22 protein-coding genes and 1 tRNA gene are annotated in these 25,881 nt (G+C 61.5%); 10 read left to right on the top strand and 13 right to left on the bottom strand.

What is annotated here, in order from left to right; translation table 11 throughout:
- Positions 1-184 precede the first annotated feature (184 nt).
- The 4 genes from C5L13_RS13770 to C5L13_RS13755 all read left to right on the top strand — a co-directional run bounded on the left by C5L13_RS13770 (position 185) and on the right by C5L13_RS13755 (position 4,235).
- Positions 185-1,135, top strand: coding sequence for a carbohydrate ABC transporter permease (locus C5L13_RS13770; protein WP_105383847.1), 951 nt, complete (start codon positions 185-187; stop codon positions 1,133-1,135).
- Between the two features lie 10 nt (positions 1,136-1,145).
- Positions 1,146-1,985, top strand: a complete 840-nt coding sequence (locus tag C5L13_RS13765; protein ID WP_105383846.1) for a carbohydrate ABC transporter permease — start codon at positions 1,146-1,148, stop codon at positions 1,983-1,985.
- Between the two features lie 184 nt (positions 1,986-2,169).
- A complete protein-coding gene (locus tag C5L13_RS13760; RefSeq protein ID WP_105383845.1) occupies positions 2,170-3,222 on the top strand; it encodes a Gfo/Idh/MocA family protein in 1,053 nt (350 codons plus the stop codon).
- Between the two features lie 11 nt (positions 3,223-3,233).
- Complete coding sequence (locus tag C5L13_RS13755; protein ID WP_105383844.1) at positions 3,234-4,235, top strand: ABC transporter ATP-binding protein; 1,002 nt, start codon at positions 3,234-3,236, stop codon at positions 4,233-4,235.
- A 465-nt stretch (positions 4,236-4,700) separates the two neighbouring features.
- Here the strand turns inward: C5L13_RS13755 and C5L13_RS13745 are convergent.
- Positions 4,701-4,776, bottom strand: a tRNA-Ala gene (locus tag C5L13_RS13745).
- Positions 4,777-4,931: 155 nt separating this feature from the next.
- Complete coding sequence (locus C5L13_RS13740) at positions 4,932-5,318, bottom strand: TIGR02300 family protein (protein WP_105383842.1); 387 nt, start codon at positions 5,316-5,318, stop codon at positions 4,932-4,934.
- A gap of 388 nt (positions 5,319-5,706) precedes the next feature.
- On the opposite strand from C5L13_RS13740, the gene cmk reads away from it, so the two are divergent.
- Both cmk and rpsA read left to right on the top strand, forming a co-directional pair.
- Positions 5,707-6,342 carry a (d)CMP kinase gene (cmk, locus tag C5L13_RS13735; RefSeq protein WP_105383841.1) on the top strand — a complete coding sequence of 212 codons (636 nt, stop codon included), beginning with the start codon at positions 5,707-5,709 and terminating at the stop codon, positions 6,340-6,342.
- 132 nt (positions 6,343-6,474) lie between these two features.
- A complete protein-coding gene (gene rpsA, locus C5L13_RS13730; RefSeq protein WP_105383840.1) occupies positions 6,475-8,181 on the top strand; it encodes a 30S ribosomal protein S1 in 1,707 nt (568 codons plus the stop codon).
- 111 nt (positions 8,182-8,292) lie between these two features.
- Here rpsA and C5L13_RS13725 read toward each other — a convergent pair whose 3' ends face one another.
- From C5L13_RS13725 to C5L13_RS13710, 4 genes are all read right to left on the bottom strand, one after another.
- A complete protein-coding gene (locus C5L13_RS13725) occupies positions 8,293-9,975 on the bottom strand; it encodes a hypothetical protein (protein WP_105383839.1) in 1,683 nt (560 codons plus the stop codon).
- A 236-nt stretch (positions 9,976-10,211) separates the two neighbouring features.
- Positions 10,212-11,249 (bottom strand): hypothetical protein, encoded by a 1,038-nt coding sequence (locus tag C5L13_RS13720; protein ID WP_105383838.1) that lies wholly within the window; start codon positions 11,247-11,249, stop codon positions 10,212-10,214.
- A 67-nt stretch (positions 11,250-11,316) separates the two neighbouring features.
- Positions 11,317-12,201, bottom strand: a complete 885-nt coding sequence (locus C5L13_RS13715; protein WP_105383837.1) for a DUF817 domain-containing protein — start codon at positions 12,199-12,201, stop codon at positions 11,317-11,319.
- Complete coding sequence (locus C5L13_RS13710) at positions 12,201-12,824, bottom strand: ribonuclease D (protein ID WP_105383836.1); 624 nt, start codon at positions 12,822-12,824, stop codon at positions 12,201-12,203. Before C5L13_RS13710 ends, C5L13_RS13715 begins: the two co-directional genes overlap by 1 nt.
- 480 nt (positions 12,825-13,304) lie before the next feature.
- On the opposite strand from C5L13_RS13710, the gene C5L13_RS13705 reads away from it, so the two are divergent.
- The 4 genes from C5L13_RS13705 (at position 13,305) to C5L13_RS13690 (ending at position 17,694) form a co-directional block, all read left to right on the top strand.
- Positions 13,305-15,044: an alkaline phosphatase gene (locus C5L13_RS13705; RefSeq protein WP_105383835.1), complete on the top strand. Its 1,740-nt coding sequence runs from the start codon at positions 13,305-13,307 to the stop codon at positions 15,042-15,044.
- A gap of 168 nt (positions 15,045-15,212) precedes the next feature.
- Positions 15,213-15,626, top strand: a complete 414-nt coding sequence (locus C5L13_RS13700) for a hypothetical protein (RefSeq protein ID WP_245571264.1) — start codon at positions 15,213-15,215, stop codon at positions 15,624-15,626.
- Between the two features lie 2 nt (positions 15,627-15,628).
- Positions 15,629-16,318, top strand: coding sequence for an ABC transporter ATP-binding protein (locus tag C5L13_RS13695; RefSeq protein WP_105383834.1), 690 nt, complete (start codon positions 15,629-15,631; stop codon positions 16,316-16,318).
- Complete coding sequence (locus tag C5L13_RS13690) at positions 16,315-17,694, top strand: ABC transporter permease (protein WP_105383833.1); 1,380 nt, start codon at positions 16,315-16,317, stop codon at positions 17,692-17,694. The genes C5L13_RS13695 and C5L13_RS13690 overlap by 4 nt, the downstream gene beginning before the upstream one ends.
- On the opposite strand, the gene C5L13_RS13685 is transcribed toward C5L13_RS13690, so the two are convergent.
- The 7 genes from C5L13_RS13685 to infB form a co-directional block, all read right to left on the bottom strand.
- A complete protein-coding gene (locus C5L13_RS13685; protein ID WP_105383832.1) occupies positions 17,691-18,680 on the bottom strand; it encodes an Ldh family oxidoreductase in 990 nt (329 codons plus the stop codon). The two genes, C5L13_RS13690 and C5L13_RS13685, sit on opposite strands and share 4 nt — an antisense overlap.
- 53 nt (positions 18,681-18,733) lie before the next feature.
- Positions 18,734-19,765: a cell envelope integrity protein TolA gene (locus tag C5L13_RS13680; RefSeq protein ID WP_105383831.1), complete on the bottom strand. Its 1,032-nt coding sequence runs from the start codon at positions 19,763-19,765 to the stop codon at positions 18,734-18,736.
- A complete protein-coding gene (gene exbD, locus C5L13_RS13675; protein WP_105383830.1) occupies positions 19,762-20,283 on the bottom strand; it encodes a TonB system transport protein ExbD in 522 nt (173 codons plus the stop codon). The genes C5L13_RS13680 and exbD overlap by 4 nt, the downstream gene beginning before the upstream one ends.
- 6 nt (positions 20,284-20,289) lie before the next feature.
- Positions 20,290-21,351, bottom strand: a complete 1,062-nt coding sequence (gene exbB, locus C5L13_RS13670; protein ID WP_105383959.1) for a tonB-system energizer ExbB — start codon at positions 21,349-21,351, stop codon at positions 20,290-20,292.
- Positions 21,352-21,731: 380 nt separating this feature from the next.
- Positions 21,732-22,493, bottom strand: a complete 762-nt coding sequence (kduD, locus tag C5L13_RS13665) for a 2-dehydro-3-deoxy-D-gluconate 5-dehydrogenase KduD (RefSeq protein ID WP_105383829.1) — start codon at positions 22,491-22,493, stop codon at positions 21,732-21,734.
- A gap of 116 nt (positions 22,494-22,609) precedes the next feature.
- Positions 22,610-23,035: a hypothetical protein gene (locus tag C5L13_RS13660; protein WP_158693449.1), complete on the bottom strand. Its 426-nt coding sequence runs from the start codon at positions 23,033-23,035 to the stop codon at positions 22,610-22,612.
- A 38-nt stretch (positions 23,036-23,073) separates the two neighbouring features.
- Positions 23,074-25,803, bottom strand: a complete 2,730-nt coding sequence (infB, locus tag C5L13_RS13655; RefSeq protein ID WP_105383827.1) for a translation initiation factor IF-2 — start codon at positions 25,801-25,803, stop codon at positions 23,074-23,076.
- Between the last annotated feature and the right edge of the window lie 78 nt (positions 25,804-25,881).

The following is a 25,881-nucleotide window of genomic DNA, read 5'->3' as shown; positions in this document are numbered from 1 at the left end:
AAAGATGTACCTCACCCTCTCCCTGCAAGCAGGGGGAGGGGACGAGCCTCGCTCGGCCCTGAGATCGGGGAGGCCCTCGCCGCATCGTGCCTTTCCCCAATAGACGGGGAGAAGGTTGCGGTAGCTGGATGAAAGGCATTGCCGTAACATTCTGCCGCACATTGTTAACAGCTGGAATCGAGCCATGAGCGATACCGAAATTGCCGATATCGAAGCGGCTCCGATCAGGCGGTCGACCCGCTGGCACATTGCCGTTTTCCTGGCGCCAGCCTTTCTTGTCTACACGGCGGTAATGATCCTGCCTCTGATCGAGACGCTGCGCCTGTCGCTGTTCAATATGGTCGAGGGCCAGCTCGCCTTCGTAGGCCTCGGTAATTTCAAGGTGCTGTTCAGCGATCCGCGGCTTTCAGCCGATTTCTGGAACGCGCTGGGCAACAACGTCATCTTCTTCATCATCCACATGCTGGTGCAGAACCCGGTCGGCATCGCGATCGCCGCCATGCTGTCGCTGCCCGGCTTGCGTTTCGCAGCCTTCTACCGCTCGGCGATCTTCGTGCCGACGCTGCTCTCTTTTGTCATCGTCGGCTTCATCTGGAAGCTCATCCTTTCGCCGATCTGGGGCATTGCCCCGGGCCTGATGGACCTGGTCGGCCTCAAATCCTTTTTTGCCCCCTGGCTCGGCAAACCGGATACCGCGTTGATCACGGTCTCCCTCATCTCGGTCTGGCAATATGTCGGCATCCCGATGATGCTGATCTATGCTGCACTCCTCAATATCCCGGACGAAGTCCTGGAAGCGGCCGAATGTGACGGCATCACGGGCTGGAGCCAGTTCTGGAAGATCAAGCTGCCGCTCATCCTGCCTTCGATCGGCATCGTCTCCGTGCTGACCTTCGTCGGCAACTTCAACGCCTTCGACCTGATCTACACGGTGCAGGGCGCTCTGGCCGGCCCGAACGGCTCCACCGACATCCTGGGCACGCTCCTCTACCGCACCTTCTTCGGTTTCCAGAACCAGATGGGCGACCGCTCCATGGGCGCCACCATCGCCGCCGTGATGTTCCTCATCATCCTGGCCGGCGTCTCCCTTTATCTCTTCGTCATCCAGCGGCGCATGCGTCGCTATCAATTCTAGGAGCGCAAAGATGTCGAAAGCCCGCTCCGCGCCGCTGCGCACCGCGCTGATCCACCTCGCGCTGATCGCCTATACCGTGGTTGCGCTTTTCCCGGTCTTCCTGACCCTGGTCAACTCGTTCAAGAGCCGCAACGCCATCTTCCGCGAGCCGATGGCGCTCCCGACGCCCTCGAGCTTCAGTCTCGTCGGTTATGAGACGGTGCTCCAGCAGGGCGATTTCATCGGCTATTTCCAGAACAGCCTGATCGTCACGGTTGCCTCCATCGCTCTGGTCCTGCTGTTCGGCGCAATGGCGGCGTTCGCGCTGTCGGAATATCGTTTCCGCGGCAACACGCTGCTCGGGCTCTACCTGGCGCTCGGCATCATGATCCCGATCCGTCTCGGCACGGTGGCGATCCTGCAGGGCATGGTGGCCGCCGGCCTCGTCAACACGCTGACCTCGCTCATCCTCGTCTACACGGCGCAGGGACTGCCGCTTGCGATCTTCATCCTATCGGAATTCATGCGGACCGTATCCGACGACCTCAAGAATGCCGGCCGGATCGACGGTCTCTCGGAATATTCGATCTTCTTCCGCCTCGTCCTGCCGCTGGTCAGGCCCGCCATGGCGACGGTCGCGGTCTTCACCATGATCCCGATCTGGAACGATCTCTGGTTCCCGTTGATCCTCGCCCCGGGCGAGTCGACCAAGACGGTGACGCTGGGCGCCCAGATGTTCATCGGCCAGTTCGTCACCAATTGGAATGCGGTGCTTTCGGCACTGTCGCTCGCGATCCTGCCGGTCATGGTGCTTTACGTCATCTTCTCGCGGCAATTGATCCGCGGCATCACCTCGGGAGCGGTGAAGTGACGGCGGTATTGCGTGTTGAAGCAGGCTACACCCTCATCCACCCTTCGGGCACCTTCTCCCCACGGGGAGAAGGTGAGTTGCCGCAGCGTCGCCGCTCCCCCTCTACCCGGCGGGGAGAGGGCGGCCCAACGAAGTGGAGGCCGGGTGAGGGGGCCACACGGCACACCGGTAAAGGGAAAAGCCTATGAAACCCATTCGCGTCCTCGTCGCCGGCCTCGGCAATATGGGCAAGAGCCACGCCGTCGCCTATCACGACAATCCGGGTTTCGAGATCGTCGGCCTCGTCAATCGTTCGAAGCGCGATCTGCCGGCAGGGCTCGAAGTCTATCCGTTCTTCACGGATTTCGAGCTGGCCTTGCGGGAAACCAACCCCGACCTCTGCTCGATCAACACCTATTCGGACAGTCATGCGGACTATGCCGTCACGGCCTTCGAAGCGGGCTGCCACGTCTTCGTGGAAAAGCCATTGGCGACGACCGTCGCCGATGCCGAACGTGTCGTGGCGGCGGCGAAAAAGCATGGTCGCAAGCTCGTGATCGGTTACATCCTCCGCCACCATCCGTCCTGGATGCGGCTGATCGAGGAAGCGCGCAAGCTCGGCCCACCTTTCGTCTTCCGCATGAACCTGAACCAGCAGTCGTCAGGCGAAAAATGGGACGTCCACAAGGCACTGATGCAGACCACCTCGCCGATCGTCGATTGCGGCGTGCACTATGTCGACGTCATGTGCCAGATCACCGACGCCAAGCCGGTCGAGGTGCGCGGTATGGGCCTGCGCATGTCCGAAGAGATTGCCCCGGACATGTATAACTACGGCCATCTGCAGGTGATGTTCGAGGACGGCTCCGTCGGCTGGTACGAGGCGGGCTGGGGTCCGATGATGTCGGAGACGGCCTTCTTCGTGAAAGACGTCATGTCGCCCAGGGGATCGGTCTCTATCCTCGTCGACCACAAGGCCAAGTCCGACGACATCGACACGCATACCAAAACTTCGGTAATCCGTGTCCACAGCGCCGAGACTGGCCCCGGTGGCCGGTTTATCCGGCCGGATGAAGATCTTTCCATGTCCGGCGAGCCGGATCATCAAAAACTCTGCGACCTCGAACAGGCCTATGTGCTGAAAGCCATCCGCGAGGACATCGATCTTACCCGACACATGGATGATGCCGTGCAGTCGCTCAGAATCTGCCTCGGGGCGGATGAGAGCGTACGCACCGGCAAGCCGATCCGTTTATAAGGAAAACACCCTTGGGTTCTCTTGAGCTGAAATCCATCCGCAAGGCCTTTGGCACGCACGAGGTGCTGAAAGGCATCGATCTCGAGGTTAGGGACGGCGAATTCGTCATTTTTGTCGGCCCGTCCGGTTGCGGTAAATCCACCCTCCTGCGGGTAATTGCCGGGCTTGAGGACGCCACCTCGGGCAGCGTTCGGATCGACGGTGCGGAAGTGGTCAACACGCCGCCGGCAAAGCGCGGTATCGCTATGGTCTTCCAGTCCTACGCGCTTTACCCCCACCTCAACGTCAAGGACAATATGGGTCTTGGCCTCAAGCAGGCCGGCACCGAGAGAGCAGAGATCGACGCGCGCGTCGGCAAGGCGTCGACCATGCTGTCGCTTGATCCCTATCTTGCCCGCCGCCCGGCCGAATTGTCCGGCGGCCAGCGCCAGCGGGTCGCCATCGGTCGAGCCATCGTGCGCGAACCGAAGCTTTTCCTGTTCGACGAGCCGCTCTCGAACCTCGACGCGGCGCTCCGCGTCCAGACGCGGCTGGAGATCGCGGGCCTCCACCGACGGCTGAAGGCGACGATGATTTACGTGACGCATGACCAGGTCGAGGCGATGACGCTCGCAGACAAGATCGTCGTCTTGAACGCCGGTGCGATCGAGCAGATCGGCTCTCCCATGGAACTCTACAATAAACCGGCAAATACCTTTGTCGCCGGCTTCATCGGCTCCCCGCAGATGAACTTCATTGCGGCGGAAAAGCTTGGCCCTTCGGAGGCCAAAACGATCGGCATCCGTCCGGAGCACATCGCCCTTGCGCGCGAAAGCGGCGACTGGAAGGGCAAGGTGATTCACGTGGAGCACCTCGGCGCCGATACCATCGTCTATCTGGAAACGGAGATGACGGGCCTTCTGACCGTGCGTCTGTTCGGCGAGCATCGCTATGCGCCGGATGACGTGGTTTATGCCACGCCGGACAAGGCGAGCCTTCACCGGTTCGACACCAACGATCGGGCGATTGCCTAAACTGTCGCAGCCAGCAACATTGTGCCGCCGGCCGGTTTTGGCGAGCATCACGAGATGGCCGTCGATCCAGAAAGCCGTTCACCAAGGCCCGTTAGCAAGACGACGTGAACGGATGTGAACGGGAATTGCGGAGGTCAGCCGAACTTTCAGCAAGTCTCGGCGTTAAGAACGAACAAGGAGGCGTATATGCTCGCTCTGTTGTTCATTCTGGCCTGCATCGCGATTTTAGCCGCTACGTTTATCGTCGTCGTTCGGCAAGTGGCCGAGGCGCGCCGGCAGCAATATCGGGATGAACTGCTCGTAGACAAGTTTGCGTCTGCCCGCGAGCGTCGGGCGGACAGGGCTGCAAAGCACAGGCGCGCATGCAATCGCCGCATAAGCCTCGTGGCAAAGCCAACCTTACGCAAAGTCAGCCGTTCAATATCATCCCACATGGGAGAAAGAAATTCATTGTCTTGAAGGATTTGGTGGAGCTAAGCGGGATCGAACCGCTGACCTCTTGCATGCCATGCAAGCGCTCTCCCAGCTGAGCTATAGCCCCATCAGGGTGGTCCGGTATCTTCCGGTCCTGGGAACCCCAGGGCGTCAGTCCTCTGGAGTGGCGGCTTCATACTTCCGGTTTCCGGAGAGTGCAAGCCGAAAATTTCAAGCCCGGCAATTTTTATTGTTTTGCCGGGCTTTATCATGAATTGACGGTCAGACTTCGTCGTCGTCGCCGGTCACGCCGATGATGCCGGACATGTCGTCGTCTTCATCGTCTTCGTCGGCTTCCAGGAATGTGTCGTCGTCGTCATCGCCGAGATCTACGTCGTCGTCGCCGATGTCAGGCAGATCGTCGCCGCTGGCGGCTTCGTCGCCCTCTTCGAGAGAGACGAGTTCGACTTCCGGATTTTCGGTATCGACTTCCTGAACGTCCTCTTCCTCGGCCTGTTCCATCTTCACGGCCACGCTGTTTTCTTCGAAGAAGGACAGCGGCCAGGACTTGCCGGTATAGGGAGAGACCACGGGATCGCGGTTCAGGTCATAGAATTTCTTGCCGGTATCGGGGTCGGTGCGCTTGGTTCCGAGTTCCGCTTTTGCCACAGTCAGAGCCTCATGAGGATGGCCGAATAGATCGGCTCGCCGCCTGAGCGGCTTCTATTGGGTGAAAAATCTAAGCCGGTCCCCATAAGGCCTGTGCCCTTTGATGTCAAAGACAAACTTTCATGCATGCCGTCAATGCGGCAGCCGTGATCTTTGCGGCCTGATGTGGTAGGCCTGTCCGTATCGTTTTTCCCGAGAACGCGCTGTATCAGCGCCCACTTTTTCGCGAAGAGAATTTGCGTATGCCGCAGCCGGAACGGTCGGCACGCGGTGGTGATGGAGTTGCGCGGGACTTGATGAGATGCCCGATAAGCGCGATATGGCAAACCAAAACCCGCCGTGACGACCCGTTGCGCCCAAGCCTGAGTTTGAGAAATTGACGCCTGGAATGATCATCGCCATCGACGGACCTGCTGCAGCAGGAAAAGGCACGCTGTCCCGCATGATTGCCGAGACATACGGTTTTCACCATCTCGATACGGGTCTGACCTATCGCGCCACCGCGAAGGCGCTGTTGGACGCTGGCCTGCCGCTGGATGACGAGAAGGTGGCGGAAAAGATGGCGAGGGAAGTAGAACTTGCAGGCCTTGACCGCGATGTCCTGTCCAGTCACGCGATCGGCGAGGCGGCTTCCAGGATTGCTGTGATCCCGGCAGTTCGCAGTGCCCTTGTCGAGGCGCAACGCGCGTTTTCGCTCAGAGAGCCGGGAACCGTGCTCGATGGCCGGGACATCGGAACAGTCGTTTGCCCCGATGCGCCGGTCAAACTCTATGTCACCGCCTCGCCGGAGGTGCGGGCAAGGCGCCGCTACGACGAGATTGTCGGCAAGGGTGGCGTGGCCGATTACCATCGTATATTCGACGAGGTGAAGATGCGCGACGGGCGGGACATGGGCCGTGCCGACAGTCCCTTGAGGCCGGCCGACGATGCGCACTTGCTTGATACGTCGGAAATGAGTATAGAGGCCGCGTTTCAGGCAGCGAAGACGATCATCGACGCCGTCCTGACGAGACAAATCAAGTAGGAAATAGCCCGAAGTTCAGTCCCCGCGCCGGATTGCCTCCCTTGAGAGAGGCGGACTTGAACCTTCGGACATGTGCAACACGAACCACCGGCGCAGCCAGTGCCCCTTATCGGCGGCACTCTAGGAGATTTCATGGCAGTATCTAACCCCACGCGGGAGGACTTCGCAGCCCTCCTCGAAGAATCCTTTTCCAAGACCGATCTGGCCGAAGGCTATGTTGCCAAGGGCATTGTGACGGCGATCGAAAAGGATGTTGCGGTCGTTGACGTCGGCCTCAAGGTCGAAGGCCGCATCGCGCTGAAGGAATTCGGCGCCAAGGGCAAAGACGGTTCGCTGAAGGTCGGCGACGAAGTCGAAGTTTATGTCGAGCGCATCGAAAATGCTCTCGGCGAAGCGGTTCTTTCCCGTGAGAAGGCTCGCCGCGAAGAAAGCTGGGTCAAGCTCGAAGCCAAGTTCGAAGCTGGCGAGCGCGTCGAAGGCGTTATCTTCAATCAGGTCAAGGGTGGCTTCACCGTCGATCTCGACGGCGCCGTTGCCTTCCTTCCGCGTTCGCAGGTCGACATCCGTCCGATCCGCGACGTTACCCCGCTCATGCACAACCCGCAGCCCTTCGAAATCCTCAAGATGGACAAGCGCCGCGGCAACATCGTTGTTTCGCGCCGTACGGTTCTCGAAGAGTCCCGCGCCGAGCAGCGTTCTGAAATCGTTCAGAACCTCGAAGAAGGCCAGGTTGTTGACGGCGTCGTCAAGAACATCACCGATTACGGTGCGTTCGTTGACCTCGGCGGCATCGACGGCCTGCTGCACGTCACCGACATGGCATGGCGCCGCGTCAACCATCCGTCGGAAATCCTGAACATCGGCCAGCAGGTCAAGGTTCAGATCATCCGCATCAACCAGGAAACCCACCGCATCTCGCTCGGCATGAAGCAGCTCGAGTCGGATCCGTGGGATGGCATCTCGGCCAAGTACCCGGTCGGCAAGAAGATTTCCGGTACCGTCACGAACATCACCGACTACGGTGCGTTCGTCGAGCTGGAGCCGGGCATCGAAGGCCTGATCCACATCTCCGAAATGTCCTGGACCAAGAAGAACGTACATCCCGGCAAGATCCTGTCCACGAGCCAGGAAGTCGACGTTGTGGTTCTCGAAGTCGATCCGTCCAAGCGCCGTATCTCGCTCGGCCTCAAGCAGACGCTGGAAAACCCATGGCAGGCATTCGCCTACAGCCACCCGGCCGGCACTGAAGTTGAAGGCGAAGTCAAGAACAAGACCGAATTCGGTCTGTTCATCGGCCTCGAAGGCGATGTCGACGGCATGGTTCACCTCTCCGACCTCGACTGGAACCGTCCGGGCGAACAGGTCATCGAAGAGTTCAACAAGGGCGACGTCGTCAAGGCTGTCGTTCTCGATGTGGACGTCGACAAGGAGCGCATCTCGCTCGGCATCAAGCAGCTCGGCCGCGACTCGGTCGGTGAAGCTGCCGCTTCCGGTGAACTGCGCAAGAATGCTGTCGTTTCGTGCGAAGTCATCGCCGTCAACGACGGTGGCGTAGAGGTTCGTCTCGTCAACCACGAAGACATCACCTCCTTCATCCGCCGCAACGACCTGGCACGCGATCGCGACGATCAGCGTCCGGAGCGTTTCTCGGTTGGCCAGGTTTTCGACGCCCGCGTCGTCAACTGGTCCAAGAAGGACCGCAAGGTCATGCTGTCGATCAAGGCTCTCGAGATCGCAGAAGAGAAGGAAGCAGTCGCTCAGTTCGGTTCGTCCGATAGCGGCGCTTCGCTCGGCGACATTCTCGGCGCGGCTCTGAAGAACCGCGGCAACAACGAGTAATCGACGCCTCGTAGGAAATAAGAAGCCGCCGGATCGAAAGTCCGGCGGCTTTTTTCATGCCCGTTTGTCGCCATCCCCATCCTCGAGTTGACCCCGGGGATGGCCTAAGGATCAGGCCCAGCCTGCCATGCGCCAGTAAAGGTCGTTCGCGCGGCCTTCCTCCTCGGCATTCTCGCCGGGAGTATTGTCTTCGGCGTCGTCGCCCGCGTCTTCCGTCTCGCGATCGTCCTCGAAGGCCTGTTCGCCCGGCGAATGCTGTTGCTCGGCGTCCTCGTCTGTTGCCGATACCGCACGGGTCTTGCGCTCCTCGGGATCCCGCTCGCGCTCCTCCGGCGGATAGGGGACATAGGGCAGCGGCACGCCGTCGCGGAAAACCTGCGGCGGCACCAGAGGAAGTGTCATTTGTTCGGCGCTATCTCCCGCGGTGCTGGCGGCTTGGCTGCTGGCGCTGGATTGTGTCGCGGCCGGCTTGCCGGCAGGAGCAGTGTCCTCCTGGCCCTCGTAAGACGGGCTTGCCCGCCCGGCGAGGAACTCGTTGGTCGTCTCTTCCGGCTCAGCTACAGGCTGTGCCAAGGTTTCGCTGTCGAGCAGCTCCTCCAGTGCCTGCTGCTCGGGCGAGGGCTCGGCAGCGAGCGGTAGAAGCTCCAGAAGATCGGTATTTCCTTCTGCGAAAACCTCCGCAAGCCACCCTGTCACGGTCGCTGTCGATGTTCTGTCGTTGCGCGGCGTATCCGCGGCCGTTGGCTGCCTCGGGTCTCTTTGGGAAAGTCTGGCAAGCGCCGGGCCATCATAGAAGACGGGCGCGGATCCCCGCCGGTCGCCCGAGCTTTCGGGCCTCGCATTTGGTTCAGAGCCTTCCGGGTGCCGACTATCGGCCGACACTGCTGGTTCTTCTTCTCGTGGCGGCATCGCAAGGTCAGACACATCGCCTTCGGGCAATCCCGGCGCGACGTCCTGCTCAATCCCGGTCCCCGTATCGACGGCTGAGTTGTCGCCGTGTGCTGCAGCCAGCAGGCGTTCCTCGGTCTCTGCCGCAAATGCAGCCAGTCCGTCCTGGAGCTCGGCTGCATCGGCACCAGGCTCCGCAGCGGTTTGCGGCGGCACTTCCGCACTGTCGGCATCCGGACTCTGTAAAACGTCGGCATCCGCAGCGTTGGCGGCGATGGGGGTGCCGCTTGCCTCATCCTGCTCCACCCATGGCTCCTCCCCTGTGATAGAGGCGGGCGCGGCGGGTTTGGTGGATACCTGGGCCGGAACTGTTTGTTGCGGGAGCGAGCCGGTCGGCTGTTCGGCTCCGGCGTTCTGTCGATAGGAACTCACCACAGCTTTCGCGGCGAGATCGCGGTCGAGCAGTTGCGCAGCCTCCATCCGCATGGCAAAGCGCGCCGCGTCCGGTCCGGCGGGATTGTTGAGGATTTCCGCCAGCAGCCGAAGCGTCACTCCTTTGACGAGCTGATTGAGGATACGTTCCAGGGCCGCTCTTTCGGCGGGATTCATGGCCTTCACCGCTTCGGAAAGGCGCTGGGCGTAATCCAGAAGGGCTTCCCCTTCGCGGCGGGGCAGCTTGATGAGCTTACCGATGGTTTCGGCGAAGATGGAAAAGCCCTGAGCGAGCTGAAGTTGAGCCGAGAGCGAGAGGATGTCCAGGCGGCCGCCGGACAAAGGCGCCGAAACGGCCGGCTGGGCATTGGCGGAATTATTGGCGACGTCGATCCGCTGACGCTGCAACGGCTGTTGCGATGGCGCGTGATAGTCGACGGATGAGCTTAACGCGGCACGAACCGGAGGCAGCATCGTCCCCTCCATGTCTGATTGCGACGACAGGGCAGCTCGGCCAGCGGTTTTCGTGTTTTCGCAACGTAGCGGCGCTGCGACCGTAACGCCTCATGGCGTTTCCAATGCCGATATATGAAAAATAGTCTGGAGCAGAAAGGTTAACGTTTCGCTAACGGGTCACCGATTTCGCTCACGAATGAGCGAAGTGACCATAATCGATACAAACAGGGGAAAAAGCTCGGGCTAGTTGAGGGTCACGCAGCCAACTTCTTCTTCAAAAGCTCGTAGATGCCGATGTCGTCGACATGGATGGGCAGGATGTCGGCGGAGGTTTCGAGGGTTTTCTCGCTGATCTCCTCGATGGCCGCCTCGGCTGCAAGTTCGCTCGCCGGAGCCTCTTCCTTCAGCGCGGCCGCGGTGGTGGAGGTGCTTTCGTCGTCAGCGGAGGTTTTCTCGGCAAAGGAGCCTTCCGTATCGGAATTGGCGATCTGCTCTGCTGCGGCCGCGAAAACAGCGAGGAGGGTGGTGTCGTCGGTTCCCGCAGCCGGCTGGGAGCCATCGCTGTCAGGCTTTTCCGCGGACTTGTCGTTCTTCTCTTCGACGACGTCCTGGACCTTTTGAACGTCCTCGAGCTTCTTGCCGGCTTCCGCTGCCGCGATGTCTTCCGCGCGTTCGGCACGGGTTTCCTCGTCCTCCACTCGCGTGGGATCGTAACCCTGGGGACCGAGTTTCAGCTCTTCGAGCGTCTTCGGATCGGCCACATTCTCGAGACGTTGAACAACCCTCTCGACCTCCGTGCCGAGTTTGCCGCCGTTGGCCTTTCTGGTCAGGCCTTCCACCAGCCGTGCGTTGGCGTCTCCATAGGGGTTCTTGATGGCTGCCAGCAGGGTATCCATGGTGATGCCCAGGTCATCGAGGCCGAGGTGGTCCGCAAGCTCGCTGACCTCGTCCGGCATCATCGACTTGAGCGCATCTTCCAGCGCCTTCCCGAGCCGGTAGGAGGAGCGTGCCTCCTCTGTATCGATGCCGAGCCTGGCAGCCAGGCGGTCGACGAGTTCGATCTTCAGTTCGTTCGGATCGGTCTGATTGGCGCCGAAAAGGGCGGAAGCTATCTTTTCATTGGCGCGCTTGGCATCTTCGCTTGCACTGATGCGCGCTTCGGAGATCGGATCCCGCTCCTTGCCCGTGCGCTCCGCTTCCTCTTTCTTGCGCTGCTCCTCGACGCTTTCGAGCATCGATTGCATCACGTTGGTCGCGGCAAGCCCATAGGTCTGCTGGGTGGGAAGCAACATTGGCCGAGTCCGGTCTCGTTGGAAGATACACCGTCGGTGAAAATAGCCTCGGAGGGTTAACGAGAAGCTACCGATCCGGTGTTTGTTCCAGCGTCGCTGGTGGCCGCGGTTTCACGACAAGGGTCACCAGCACGAAACTGACAAAGAGAAGCAGATACCAGGATCCGAGCTTGCCGAACGAGACCATGTGCCAGGCCCGCTGCGTCGGGTAGATCCATGTGCCGGTGATCGTGCCGATATTTTCCGCCAGCCACAGGAAGATCGAGGAGAAGAAAGCGGCGACGACCAGCGGCATATGCAGCGTCGTCCGGTCGGTCGTGAAGTGGATGTCAACCCGCCGGAAGACCATCACCGTCATCGCGAAAAGCAGGTACCGGATGTCGGGTAGGTAGTGATGGCTGAAGAAGTTGATATAGATCGCGATTGCGAGCAGATAGGTCTGCCATATGGGCGGGTAGTTGGTGAACCGCATGTCGAAGACCCGGATCGTCCGGGCCATGAACGAGCCGACCGAAGCGTACATGAAGCCGGAAAACAACGGCACGCCGGCGATCTGAATGACGGAGGGCTCCGGATAGGCCCATGACCCCATCTGCACCTTGAATATTTCCATCACGGTGCCGGTGAGGTGATAGACCAGGATGACCTTGGCCTCATCCAGGCTTTCCATCTTGAAGCGCAGGAAGAGCACTTGGATCGCCAATGCCGCGATGAACAGGAAATCGTAGCGATGAAGCAGCCATTCAGGCTGCCACGCGAGCTTCGTCAGCAGGATCAGGCCAAGCATGATCGCGGCGAAGAGGCACGCCCATGCCTGTTTCAGCCCGAACAGAATGAACTCGGAAAGCCACCACGGAAGAGGAGCCAGCGCCCGGCGGATAACCAGCCGTAGCGGCTCGAGATAGGGGCCGGTCTCGTGTGGTCGCCGGCGTTTTGGAACATTCTGCTCCATCAGCTATGGGCGAAGATATCCGTTTCCTCCCAACCGAGCAGATCCAGCTTTGCGCGCGTCGGGAGGAATTCGAAACAGGCCTTGGCGAGTTCGCTGCGGTTGTCGCGGATGAGGCGCTCGTTCAGCTTGTCGCGCAACGCGTGCAGATGCAGCACGTCGGATGCGGCATATTCGAGTTGAGCCACGGACAATATTTCGGCCGCCCAGTCGGATTGCTGCTGTGCCTTGGAAACATCGATATCGAGAAGTTCCTTGAGATTGTCTTTCAAGCCATGCCGGTCGGTGTATGTGCGCGTAAGCCTGGAGGCGATCTTGGTACAGAAGACGGGTGTCGTGGTAACGCCGAACGTCTGAAAGAGGACGGCGATATCGAACCGTCCGTAATGGAAAATCTTCTGGTGAGCCGGGTCCGAGAGCAGGGCGACGAGGTTCGGTGCTTCGTTTTGGCCCGCGGCGATGCGAATCACATCCGCCGAGCCATCCCCGGGAGAAAGCTGCACGACGCAGAGGCGGTCGCGGCGGGGCACGAGGCCGAGCGTTTCCGTGTCGATAGCGATTGACCCCGTATAGCGGGCCGCGTCCGCCGGGGAGATATCCCCCTCGTGATATCGAATTTCCGCCATTGCTGCCTCCGTACGCCTTTCCGTTTCGTCGATTCGCTATACATCATGTTTTTGAGGGCGGCGCTACGATGTCGAGAGACTGGGAACGCGCCGTTTTGCCAAGATTTGACGAGCGACGGTCCGGAGTGAGAGCAAATGCTCAGCTCTGCGCTGAGTGCATTGCTGCATTGCAACAAGGTGACTTGGCGGGCTTAATCGATTAGCCTATATCTTGGTCATCGAGCGACGCACTCCTCCTCCCAGTGTCGCTTGATACGGATCGGCAACATCCTCCTCCTCCCAGTTGTCGATCAAGTTTAAAGCCTGGCGCACCTCCTCCCGCGCCAGGCTTTTTCATTTTCAGCTCCCGCTCCCCTCGATATTTCTGCTTCCTATTGACGCCAGCGCCCGCGCGTCGGCGAACTTTCGGCCGTCACGTATGTGTCATGGGCCGGCGATATAGAAACTTGCCTTTCCCACTGCACTTTTTGTGAGGTTACTATGCGCAAGTTTTTTGCCGCCCTGGTGGTTTCCACCATTCTTGCCGGCACCGGCCACGCTGCCAGCATCTATCCCATTGATCGCGCGACGATCCTTGCCGGATCGCCTTTCGATTTCAAGGTCGAGTTCAGCAATGTCGTGAAGCCGGAAGACGTCAAGATCACGATCAACGGTCAGGACTACAAGTCGGTTCTCGGCAAGGACGCCCAGTTCGTCGCGGAAGAAAAAAGCAAGGACAAGATCCTTGGCTCCTCCGTCATCCTGCGTGGCGTGACGATTGCCAATGCCGGCGACTACAAGATTGAAATTGCAGCCGGTGCCGAAACCAAAAAGGTGACCTGGAACGTTTACGGCACCGCAGACAAGCCTGCCGCCAAAAACGTCATCTTCTTCCTCGGTGACGGCCTGTCGGTCGCGCATCGCACGGCCGCCCGCATCATGTCCAAAGGCATGACCGAAGGCAAAGCAAACGGCCGCCTCAATATGGACAGCCTTGACCGGATGGCCTTTATCGGCACATCGGCGGCCGATTCCGTCACGACCGACTCGGCAAACACGATGTCTGCCTACATGACCGGCCACAAGGGCGCTGTGAACTCGCTCGGCGTCTATGCCGACCGCACGCCAGACACCCTGGACGACCCGAAGGTCGAAACCCTCGGGGAAGCACTGCGCCGCCAGACCAACAAGGCGATCGGCATCGTCGCGACTTCCGAAATCCAGGATGCCACCCCGGCCGCGATCGTCTCCCACACGCGTCGTCGCGACGACAAGGCCGAAATCACCGGCATGCTTCTGGACGTAAAGCCGGAAGTCGTCCTTGGCGGTGGCTCCGCCTATTTCCTGCCCCAGGCCACCAACGGCTCGAAGCGCAAGGATGACAAGGATTACATCAAGCTGTTCCAGGACGCCGGTTACAAACTCGCGACCGACAAGACCGAACTGGCTTCCGCTGCAGGCTCCGACAAGGTCCTCGGCCTGTTCCACACCGGCAACATGGACGTAACCTGGGACCGTGAATTCTCCAAAAAGGGAAGTGTCGACAAGTTCCCGAACCAGCCGGGCCTGGTGGAAATGACCAAGGCTGCCCTCGACAATCTTTCGAAGAGCCCGAACGGCTTCTTCCTGATGGTCGAAGCCTCCAACATCGACAAGATGACCCACCCGCTCGATAACGAGCGCGCAGTCGTCGATACGATCGAGTTCGATCAGGCTATCGGTGTTGCCCAGGACTTCATCGCCAAGAACCCTGACACGCTTCTCGTCGTGACCGGCGACCACACCCACGGCATCACCATCGTTGGCACCGTTGACGACACTGTCGAGGGTACGGAGATGCGTGAGAAGGTAGGCGGCCGCTCCTTCACCAACTACACCGACGAAAACAAGGACGGCTACCCGGACAAACTCGATGTGACGAAGCGTCTGGCCATGTTCGTCAGCAACTATCCTGACCACTACGAAACCTTCCGTCCGAAGCTCGATGGCCCGTTCACCCCGGCCCTTCAGAACGACAAGAAGGAATACGTGGCAAACGAAGCCTACAAGGATGTTCCCGGCGCCGTATTCGTGCAGGGCAACCTGCCGAAGGGTGCGGCCACCGGTGCCCATACCGTCGATGACGTGGTCCTCCAGGCAACCGGCCCCGGCTCGGAAGGCTTCAAGGGCTACATGGAGCAGAGCGACGTCTACAAGGTCCTGGCCGACGCGCTCGCGCTCGGCGTGAAGCAGACCAACTAAAACGAAAAGGGCGGCATGTCTTCGTTTCGGCATGCCGTCTTGCCTCTTAGTTCAGTACCGCTTGCTTTGCGGGTTGTGAGGGGGCAAACAGTCGGTATGGCAATGATGGAGGGCCGCATGGCAAAGGTGTTTGAGGCGCAATTCAATCGCCGCTGGACGCTGAGATTCATGGCCGGCCTGCCTCTATTGATCGCAGGAGGCCGAACCGAGGCGTCCGAAGATCTCACTTTTGATGACCTGTATGGCAAGATCAGCGTTCTGGGGCTCGAGTTTTCCGAAAAGGTGAAGGCGCTGGCTGGAAAGCCGGTCGGGATGCGCGGCTTTATGGCGCCGCCTTTGAAGGCGGAGGCTCAGTTCTTTGTCCTTACCGAAGTGCCGATGTCGATCTGCCCCTTCTGCTCATCCGATTCCGATTGGCCGGACAATATCGTGGTCGTCTACCTTCACCGAAAGCAGACATTCACGCCCCCCAACGAAACGATCGAAGTCCGCGGCGTGCTGGAAGTCGGCTCATGGACGGATCCGGAAACCGGCTTCGTCAGCCGTCTGAGGATCCGCGACGCCGCATATCAGGCCGTCTGAACATGCTTTCCCTGCGTATCGAAGATCTGGCCAAATCTTTCCCAGGGCTCGGCGGCCCTGTCCTGGAGATCGCCTCGCTTGCCATCGCTCCCGGTAGTCGCGTGACCGTGACGGGTGGTTCCGGCTCCGGCAAGAGCACTTTTGTCAATGTCATTACGGGCCTTGAGCGCGCAACATCCGGCAAACTGGTTTGGAACGGTGACGATATCAGCCGGTTTTCCGAATCGGCGCGGGACCGATGGCGTGCCCGGCATATCGGGCTCGTGATGCAGGACTTCCATCTTTTTCCCGGTCTTTCAGCTTTTGAAAACATCCTGCTGCCGGCAAGGCTCGCACGGGTTGCGGATGCGGTGACCATCGGGCGGGCAAGGGAGCTTCTGGCGACGGTCGGCCTTCCTCGGCCGGATCAGCGCATCGAAACCATGTCGCGTGGCGAAATGCAGCGCGTCGCCATTGCCCGCGCGCTGCTCCGCAAGCCCGGTGTGATCGTCGCCGACGAACCGACCGCCAGCCTGGACGCCGAGGCTGGGGAAGCCGTCGGGCGGCTGCTTCTCGATTTGGCGGAGCAGGCGGGCACGACCCTCATCGTTGTCTCGCACGACCAGCGATTGATCAACCGGCTTGATCGCCGGTTGACGTTTCAGGCGGGGCGTATCGTTTCTGATTCTGTTTCGGACGAGGTGGCGGCATGATGCGGTTCATCCTCGCGGATCTTCGCCGTCTTTGGGCCGGCGCCACGGTCGTTGTCCTGCTGGTGGCACTCGCGACGGCCGTTGGCGTCACGGTCACGCTTCAGGAGCGCGCGCTGCGTCTCGGCAGTGCCCGGGCTGCCGACAAGTTTGACCTGGTCATCGGCGCGGCCGGCAGCGAGACCCAGCTTGTCCTGTCCTCCGTCTTCCTGCAGCCGGCGCCCCTCCCGTTGATGTCGGGCGACGTGCTGGCGAAGCTATCGAAGGACCCACGCGTTGCCTGGGTGGCGCCGGTCGGTTTCGGCGATTCTTTCGCCGGCTATCCTTTGGTCGGTACGACGCGTTCGCTGATTTCGAGCACGGTCTCCGGTTTTGCCGAAGGCGGCATGTTCGGCAGGGAAGGCGAAGCCGTCATCGGCGCTGCCGTGAAGCTCCCGATCGGCGGAGAGGTCAAACCGATGCATGGAACGGCCGCCACAGGCGGCGAAACCCATGCCGGTGTGGCCTATCGTATCACCGGCAGGCTGCTGCCGACCGGCACGCCATGGGACCGCGCCATTCTCGTCCCGATCCAGGCCGTCTGGCATGTTCATGGCCTTGGTCATGAACATGGCGAGGAAGAAGAGCACGACGGCGAAGCAGCACGGGAGATAACCCCTGCTGCGGCGGCCACCGACGAACATGGGCACAGTCTTTTCGAGGCTGCACGCGAACACGGTCACGACCACGGCCACGCACGCGAGACGGCCGTGGCCGCCGGCCAGGGTGCGCATGGAGAGGAAAATCCCGATCATCATGGGATTGATCCGGATGCACCCGTCGTCGAAGACTTTGCCGCGGATGCACCGGGCCTGCCTGCGGTTCTGGTGAAGCCGAAAACGATCGCCGATGCCTACAAGCTCCGGCAGGAATATCGCAACGGCAATACGCTGGCGGTCTTTCCCGGCGAGGTGTTGACCAATCTTTATGGGACGCTGGGAGACGCCAAGCTGGTGCTCGGCGCCGTTGCGGCAGGTTCCCAGGGCTTGGTGGCAGCCGCTCTCGTGCTCGTGACCGTCACCCATATCGGCCAGCGGCGGCGCCAGATCGGGGCCCTTCGCGCTTTCGGAGCGCCGCGATCCTCGGTGTTTGCCATCGTCTGGCTCGAGCTCTTCCTGCTGATCGCCCTGGGTATTGGCTTAGGCTTTCTGATAGGCCTTTTCGCCGCGCAGATGATCGGTAATGTCTTCACGGACCAGAGCGGCATCGTACTCCCGGTCGGCTTTACGGACGAGGATTTGAAGAGCGCCATTCTTCTTCTCGCCACGTCAGCCGTTCTCGCCGCGATTCCTGCCGTCCTCGCTTATCGGCAGCCGCCGGCCGCAGCACTGCGGGCCTAGACCAGCGCCTTGATTGACGCGAGGACTTCGTCGTCGATATGGAGTCCGGATTCGATTGCTTTGCGGCGGGCATTCTGGCCTCTGCGGCCCGGCAAACGAACCCCCTCTTCCGAAACCATCTCTTGCGCCAGTTCAGCGATCCGTTCGCCGGCCGAAGCCGTGCCGGCAGCGGGATCGATGACAACAAGCATCTGACCGACCGAAGGCGGGGTACCGTTCTCCTCCATGAACGAACTTGCTTCACGGGAGAAATTCGAGCCCGTCAGCCCTGCCGCAAGGATCTCGACCATCAGCGCGAGCGCTGCGCCCTTGGCCCCGCCGGACGGCGCCATGACGCCCCTGAGTGCCTCATTCGGGTCGGTGGTGGGGTTACCATCGGCATCGAAGGCCCAGGCTTCCGGAATGCTCTCTCCCTTCTGCCGGGCCGCCATGATCTTGCCGGCCGCGACCGTCGAAAGCGCCAGATCGATGACCAGCGGGTCGTCACCCGCAACGGGTGTCGCAAAGGCGATCGGATTGGTGCCGAAGAGCCGCTTCCTTCCGCCCCAGGCCGCCATGGAAGCCGGAGCATTGGCAAACATCAGCGCTGTGAGGCCTTGCTCGGCGAAGCGCTCCACCGTCAGCGCCATTACGCCGGCATGGTGCGAGCGATGGATGAGGCAAAGCGCGATGCCCTGCTCCCGGGCAATCTCCGGAAGCCGCTCCACGGCAAGGTCGAAGGCCGGATAGGCATAACCGAGGGCGGCATCGATCGTGAGGACTGCCGGCCGGGGACGGGAAGCGACATATCGTGCTTTGCCATCCACCTTGCCGCTGCGGGCCTGACCGATATAGGCGGGCACGCGGCGCAAGCCATGCCCGTATTGCCCTGCCGCTTCGGCCTGTACCAGCGCATTTGTGACGGATCGGGCCGTTTCGGGCAGAACGCCATTGGCTTGGAAGGTGGCTTGAACCAGCGTTTCGGCTTCTTTGAGAGGCATATGCATATCTGGAATATCCGGATCAGATTAGCGAAGGATATTCCGCATATAGCCGATCGTTATTCGCAGGTCAGCGGCTGATCGAGATAACTTGCCACTCCGGTTGGCGGAGCGGGGATCGGCGAAGCGCGCCGCACGGCCGAAACGATGTAGTTATCGATCGCCGAATCGCCGGATGACCGCAATACCGAGACATTGGTGACAGTGCCGCCGCCATCGAAATTGAAACGCACGGTGGTGCTGCCCGTGCTGTTGCCGGGGCACTTGCGTGTATTTCTGGCGATCTTGGCCTGCACGCGCGATTTCCACTTGGCTGGCGAGACAGACGGCGCGATGGAACCGGTCGAGGTCTGGGTTGCTGCCGTCCGGTCGGACTCCTTGGCCTGGATTTTTGCCTCGGCCATTTCCTGGCGAGCCTGCTGTTGCTGCTGTTTCGGTTTTTGAACCTTCTTGACCGGCTCTTTCTTCGGCTCAGGCTTCTTTGCCTCTTCCGGCTTCTCGGTCGACGGCGGTTCGGGCCGCACCATTGGCAAAGGCACCTCGACATTTTCCAGCGCCGCGGTCATCTGCTGCTCGATAGGATCGATCTCCTCGATCGGCTCCGGCGTTGGCTCGGGAATGGTTTCGGTAACCTCGGGTGTCGGCTGTGGCTCCGGCAGAGGTTCCTCGATCACAGGTTCTGGCGGTGTGGGTTCAATCGGCTCCGCAATCTCCTGCGGTGGAGGCTCGACCGGTTCCGGAGGCTGTTCCACGATTGGTTCCGGCGTCGGCTCGGGTTCGGGCTGAGGTTCCTCAACCGGTTGCGGTGGTGGTTCCTCGACCGGCTCCACCTGCTCGCTCTCGACGACCTCTTGGTCCACAGTATCAGGTGAAACCTGTTCTTCTTCGGTGTTGACGGCTTCCGGTTCGGGCGCCAGTTCGATCATGATCGCCGCAGGCGGCGCGTTATCGGCAGGCGCCCCCGGATCTTCCTTGAGCAGATAGGCTGCGCCGCCGACATGCACCGTCAGCATGACCAGGCCGGCGACAGCCCAAAGCGCCAGCTCGCCGACGCGTCCGCCAGGACCTGTCTGCGAGACGACGAGGCTCATGGATTGCCTCCCGCGGATGGAGCCGCCGGCTGCACCTGTGGAACCGCGGTCGGCGCTTGTCCATCGCCGCTCGGGGACGCCGCCGGAGCTTGCGGGGCCGGCAGGGTTTCGAGGCCGACCAGCGCGATCTTCAGATAGCCGGCGTCGCGAAGCAGGTTCATCACTTCCATGAACTGGCCGTAGTCGACCGCCTTATCGGCGCGAAGAAAGATGCGCGTGTCCTTGTTGCCTTCCGTCATCCGGTCGAGCGACGCAGCAAGCTGTTCGCGCGCCACGGCGTCGTTGCCGATGTTGAGGCTAAGGTCTTCCTTGACCGTCAGATAAAGCGGCTCGTCCGGGCGTTCGGCGGGCTTGGCTGTGGAGGCGGGGAGATCGACATTGACGTCGACGGTCGCAAGCGGCGCGGCCACCATGAAGATGATCAGCAGAACCAGCATGACGTCGATGAACGGCGTCACGTTGATTTCGTGATTTTCGGAAAGCTCGTCGCCGTGATGTTCGCGGATGCCGCCGGCCATGGTCGATCAGCCTCCAGCCACCAGCGATACGGGAGCCTTGCGGCCTCCCGGGGGAATTTTCCGAAAATCGAGATCGCGGCTGACCAGCCGTTCGACGCCGGCCGCGGCGTCCGCCAGAAGCTGCCGGTAACCCGTGATGGACCGCGCGAAGACGTTGTAGATGACGACCGCCGGAATAGCGGCGACGAGACCGATCGCGGTTGCGAGCAGGGCCTCCGCGATGCCAGGAGCCACGACCGCCAGATTGGTCGTGTTCGACTGGGAGATGCCGATGAAGGAGTTCATGATGCCCCAGACGGTGCCGAAGAGGCCCACGAACGGCGCGGTGGAGCCGATCGTTGCGAGCACACCGGTGCCGCGCGACATGCGGCGGCCCGCATAGGCCTCGATGCGCGAAAGTGCCGATCCCACCCGCTCCTTCACGCCGTCACCATGCACATGGTCGATCGCGGCTTCGGAAAGCTGCATTTCCTCGGTTGCTGCACGCAGCATGAGGGCGGCCGGGCCGCCGCGGCTGCCCGCTGCGTCGACCGCCTCGAAGAGCGTGCGGGATGAGCGGATGATCTTCAGCGTCCTGCCGGCTCGGGCTCGGGCACCGGCAAGCTCCAGCGTCTTGGCAAGCCAGACAGTCCAGGTCACCAAGGAGGCGAAAGCCAGTCCAAGCATCACGCCTTTGACCACCCAGTCCGCCGCCATGAACATGCCCCAGGGAGAAAGGTCATGCGGCAGGTCCGAACGGCGTTCCGGTTCCAGGAACTGGGTGAACACATCGGTTGGCCGCTGCGGGTTGGATTGTGCCGGTGCAGGTGCGGCGGAGGCCGGCGGCTCTGCCGCAGACGCGCCGGCAACAGGGGCACCCGCCTCGGGAGCCGGCGTTGCCGGAACTGCAGGCGCCTGGGGCGCATTTGTCGGATCTGCGGGTGCCTGGGATGTCGCCGCATTCGGAACCGCCGGCGTAACCGGCTGGGGCTGTGGCGGTTGTGGAGCTGTCGTGGCTGCTGGCGGCTGGGTCGCTGCATCAGGGGCAGGGGTTTGCGCCATGCCGGTTGAAGCCGCCAGGATCAGCATCGCCAGGGTCAGGGGAAGCCGGCGCCTGTTCGGCTGGCGCGTGGGAAAAGCGAGCTTCAGGGCAACAGGCATGGCAGGCGATACTCCGGACTATTCGACAACGCGATCGGCGGGAGGGCGATCAGTGTCGCCGCAAATGGGCACCGGAAGAGGGCGGCTGCCGCCCGACTTCGCGATTATGCTGCTACCCGATAATAAACATGACTGGAAATGGCAACTAATAAATCTTGAGAAAACCGATCAAATTCGCCTGAGGCGACAGTTACCGCGCCACGTACCTCGATGAGGGAGCGATCGCCGTTGGATCACCGCCTGATCGAGGCGGTGGCGCTGAGTTTGAGATATCCGTCTGTCGGCTCGTCCCGGCGGCTATGGGGCCGTCAACGTGCCAGCCAGCCGCCATCGACCGGTAGAACCACGCCATGGACGTAGTCCGCGGCCGGCGACGCCAGAAAAACAGCCGCACCGCCAAGTTCTTCGGGCTGGCCCCAGTGACCTGCGGGGATGCGGCCGAGGATGGCCGAATTGCGGTCGGGGTCGTTGCGAAGCGCTTCGGTATTGTTGGTCGAGAAATAGCCGGGCGCGATCGCGTTCACGTTGATGCCTTTGCCGGCCCATTCGCAGGCGAGCAGGCGCGTCAACCCGGCCAAGCCGCTCTTGGAGGCCGTATAGGAGGGGATGCGGATACCGCCCTGGAAGGAGAGAAGCGAGGCGATGTTGATGATCTTGCCGCCCTTGCCTTCGCTGATCAGACGACGTGCGAAGGCCTGGGAGAGGAAGAAAACCGTTTTGAGATTCACATCCATCACTGCATCCCAGTCGGCTTCGCTGAAATCGATTGCATCGGCCCGGCGGATGATACCGGCGTTGTTGACGAGGATATCGGCGCGGCCGGTCAAGGCGATCGCCTGGTCGATCACGTCCTGAACCGGTTCGATAGTCGAAAGGTCAGCCTTGATCGTGTGGCTTTTTCCGCCGCCGGCGGCGGCGATGGCTGCTTCCGTCTCTGACATCGAGGATCGTCCCACCAGCGCCACGTCCGCGCCCGCGCCGGCGAGTGCTACGGCTATCGCCTGTCCCAGCCCGGTATTGGCGCCGGTGACGATTGCCGTCTTGCCGCTCAGGTCGAATGAAACTGCCATGCTTTCCTCCTCAGAAACTGGAAAATACAGATATAGGGCGATGCTTACCGCCGGGAGCTCTCTGGTAGAAGCTGAAAATTTTTGCCACCGCGCGCTGGTCTGGGACGCACGGTGCTCTAGTGCCGGCGGATCAAGTCGCGAACGTAGCGTATGTAGAGTTTAGCCGTCACGTCGTCCGGAAAAATTCGCCGGGGCAGGAGCAGATGCCCGCCGTCGTAGAAAAGAACCAGCCAGTCGCCGAGCTCTATCAACTTGCTGAGCCGCTTCGCGTCCAGTTCGATCAGCAGGCCGTCCCCTTGTGCCCGGACGACGTCAGGCCCGAATTCCGCCTTGATGGAACGTATCTCCCGCTTTTCCGAGACGATCAGCGGGGAGGGGTTCTTCTTCCGGAACTTTTTTGCCAGGGAATCGTAAAACCCCAGCAATCCAAGTAGCTTTTGCCGCCGCTCGAAATAGTACTGCACCACAAGAGTGATGCCTTCTTCCAGTTCCTCGTCGGAAAGCATGTATTCGAAATGCCAGGAGCCGCCCGTGAAGGTCACGGACGGCTCCTGAAATTGCTGAGGCTCGTTGCCGGGGGTCACAGCGTGCGCGTGACGTGCTCCACGCGGAAGCACTCGATGACGTCGCCTGCGCGGATGTCTTCGTAGTTCTCGAAGGCCATACCGCATTCCTGACCGACAGGCACTTCCGAGACTTCGTCCTTGAAGCGCTTGAGCGTCTTGAGCTTGCCTTCGTGAATGACGACGTTGTCGCGCACGAGGCGTACGCCTGCACCGCGCTCGACCTTGCCTTCGGTCACGCGGCAACCTGCAACCTTGCCGACCTTGGTGATGTTGAACACCTCCAGGATTTCGGCATTGCCGAGGAAGGTTTCGCGACGTTCCGGAGAGAGCAGACCCGACATCGCTGCCTTCACGTCATCCACCAGATCGTAGATGATGTTGTAGTAGCGGATTTCGATGCCCGAACGCTCGGCGAAGGTGCGTGCCTGTGCGTTGGCACGGACGTTGAAGCCGATGATCGCCGCATTGGATGCCTCGGCGAGCGAGATATCCGACTCGGTGATCCCGCCTGCGCCCGAATGAACGACGCGAGCGCGGACTTCGTCGGTGCCGAGCTTGTCGAGCGCGCCGATGATGGCCTCGATCGAACCCTGCACGTCGCCCTTGATGACCAGCGGGAATTCCTTCAGGCCGGAGGCCTGCAGCTGCGTCATCATCTGCTCCAGCGAGCCGCGTGAGCCGGACTGGCGTGCTGCGGCCTTGTCGCGGGCGAGACGCTGGCGGTATTCCGAGATCTCGCGGGCACGGCTTTCGTTCTCGACGACGGCGAACCTGTCGCCGGCCGCCGGGGTGCCGGAAAGACCCAGCACTTCGACCGGCATGGCAGGACCGGCTTCCTTCACATGCTCGCCCTTGTCGGTGACGAGCGCCCGGACGCGGCCCCACTGGTCGCCGGCCACGATGATCTGGCCGGGCTTCAGCGTGCCCTTCTGGACGAGGACCGTTGCGACGGAGCCACGGCCGCGGTCGAGCTGCGCTTCGATCACGGTACCCTCGGCGGTCCGGTTCGGATCGGCCTTGAGGTCGAGGATTTCCGCCTGCAGCAGGATCGCTTCGAGCAGCTTGTCGAGGTTGGTGTGGTTCTTTGCCGAAACCTCGACGTCGAGCACCTCACCGCCCATGGATTCGACGAAAACCTCGTGCTGCAGAAGCTGCGTGCGCACCTTTTGCGGATCGGCAGCCGGCTTGTCCACCTTGTTGATCGCCACGATGATCGGAACGCCTGCCGCCTTGGCATGGTTGATCGATTCGATCGTCTGCGGCATCACGCTGTCGTCGGCCGCAACCACGAGGATCGCGATGTCGGTCGCCTGTGCACCACGGGCACGCATGGCCGTAAAGGCGGCGTGGCCAGGGGTGTCGATGAAGGTGATCTTCTGACCGTTCTGTTCGACCTGGTAAGCGCCGATATGCTGGGTGATCCCGCCGGCCTCGCCAGCCACCACGTTTGCGTGACGGATGGCGTCGAGCAGCGAGGTCTTGCCGTGGTCGACGTGACCCATGATGGTGACGACCGGTGGACGCGAAACCATTTCGCCTTCGTCGTCGGCAACGTTGAAGATGCCTTCCTCGACGTCGGATTCCGAAACGCGCTTGACGGTGTGGCCGAATTCGCCGGCGATGAGTTCGGCAAGGTCGGCGTCGATGACGTCGCCCGGCTTCATCATCTGGCCTTCCTTCATCAGGTACTTGATGACGTCGACGGCGCGTTCGGACATGCGCTGCGACAGTTCCTGAATGGTGATGGTCTCAGGCAGAATGACCTCGCGCACGACTTTTTCGCGCGGTTCCTGCATCTGGCTGCGGCGGAACTTCTCCTGCCGACGCCGCATGGCGGCCATCGAACGGCCGCGGGCACCACCCTCGTCGTCCTCGCTGACGGTTGTCACCGTCAGCTTGCCACGGCGGCGGTCTTCCTCGGCCTTCGGCCGGGCAGGAACCTTGGCGGGTGCTGGCGCTGCGACGCGGCCGCGGCCAGGTGCACCGCGAGCCGGAGCCCGTTCCTCTTCCTCTTCCTGGCCGGCCCGGCGGCCGCGACCGGCAACTGGCGCAGCTGCAGGGGCCGCCGGGGATGGGCGCGGAGCCTGTGGGCGTGCTTCCTGCGGGCGGCCCGCGGGAGTTGCGGTTTGTTCTGCCGGTCTTTCGGCAACCACTGGGGCCGGAGCCGGAGCTGCGTCGGGCTCTTCCTTCGCCGGTTCGGCCTTGGCTTCCGCCGCACGGCGAGCAGCCTCGGCCGCCTCCTCGATCTTGCGGCGTTCGTCTTCGACCTTGCGGCGCTCATCTTCTTCGGTGCGACGCTTGGCTTCCACGACTTCGCGGGCCTGAGCTTCCACGAGCGCCCGGCGGCGCGCTTCCATTTCGCCTGCCGACAGGTCGTGCAGAACCTGCGGACGCTGCGGCTGACGCGGCGGCGGTGCCGATGGGCTAGGCGAAGGGCGCTGCCCTTGCTGGGGAAGTGGACGCTGGCCACCGTGAGGGGCGGGCTGATGAATCCGCGGTTGCGGAGTGACAGGCTGTGGCGCCGGCTGTGCCGCTTCGACGGGTTTTGGAGCCGGAGCTGCGGGCGCAAACGTCGGCTTTTCGTCTTCCGGGCGGATCGGGCGGCGCTTGCGTGTCTCGACCACGACGGCTTTTGTGCGACCGCGACCCATATCCTGGCGCACGGTACCCTGGCTTACGCCCGTTGGCTTCAGTGTAAGGGTTTTCTTAACGCCGAGTGTCTTGTCGTCTTTGTTGTCGGTCATTCCGTTCCTGTTCCTTCGGACAGGAACGGATGGAAACCATCAGAACCTGTCGTTCAATTCACGTATTTCGATAATGCG

It is taken from the genome of Neorhizobium alkalisoli, assembly GCF_002968635.1.
Lineage (GTDB): Bacteria > Pseudomonadota > Alphaproteobacteria > Rhizobiales > Rhizobiaceae > Neorhizobium > Neorhizobium alkalisoli.
This window is presented reverse-complemented; position numbering and strand designations above follow the sequence as displayed.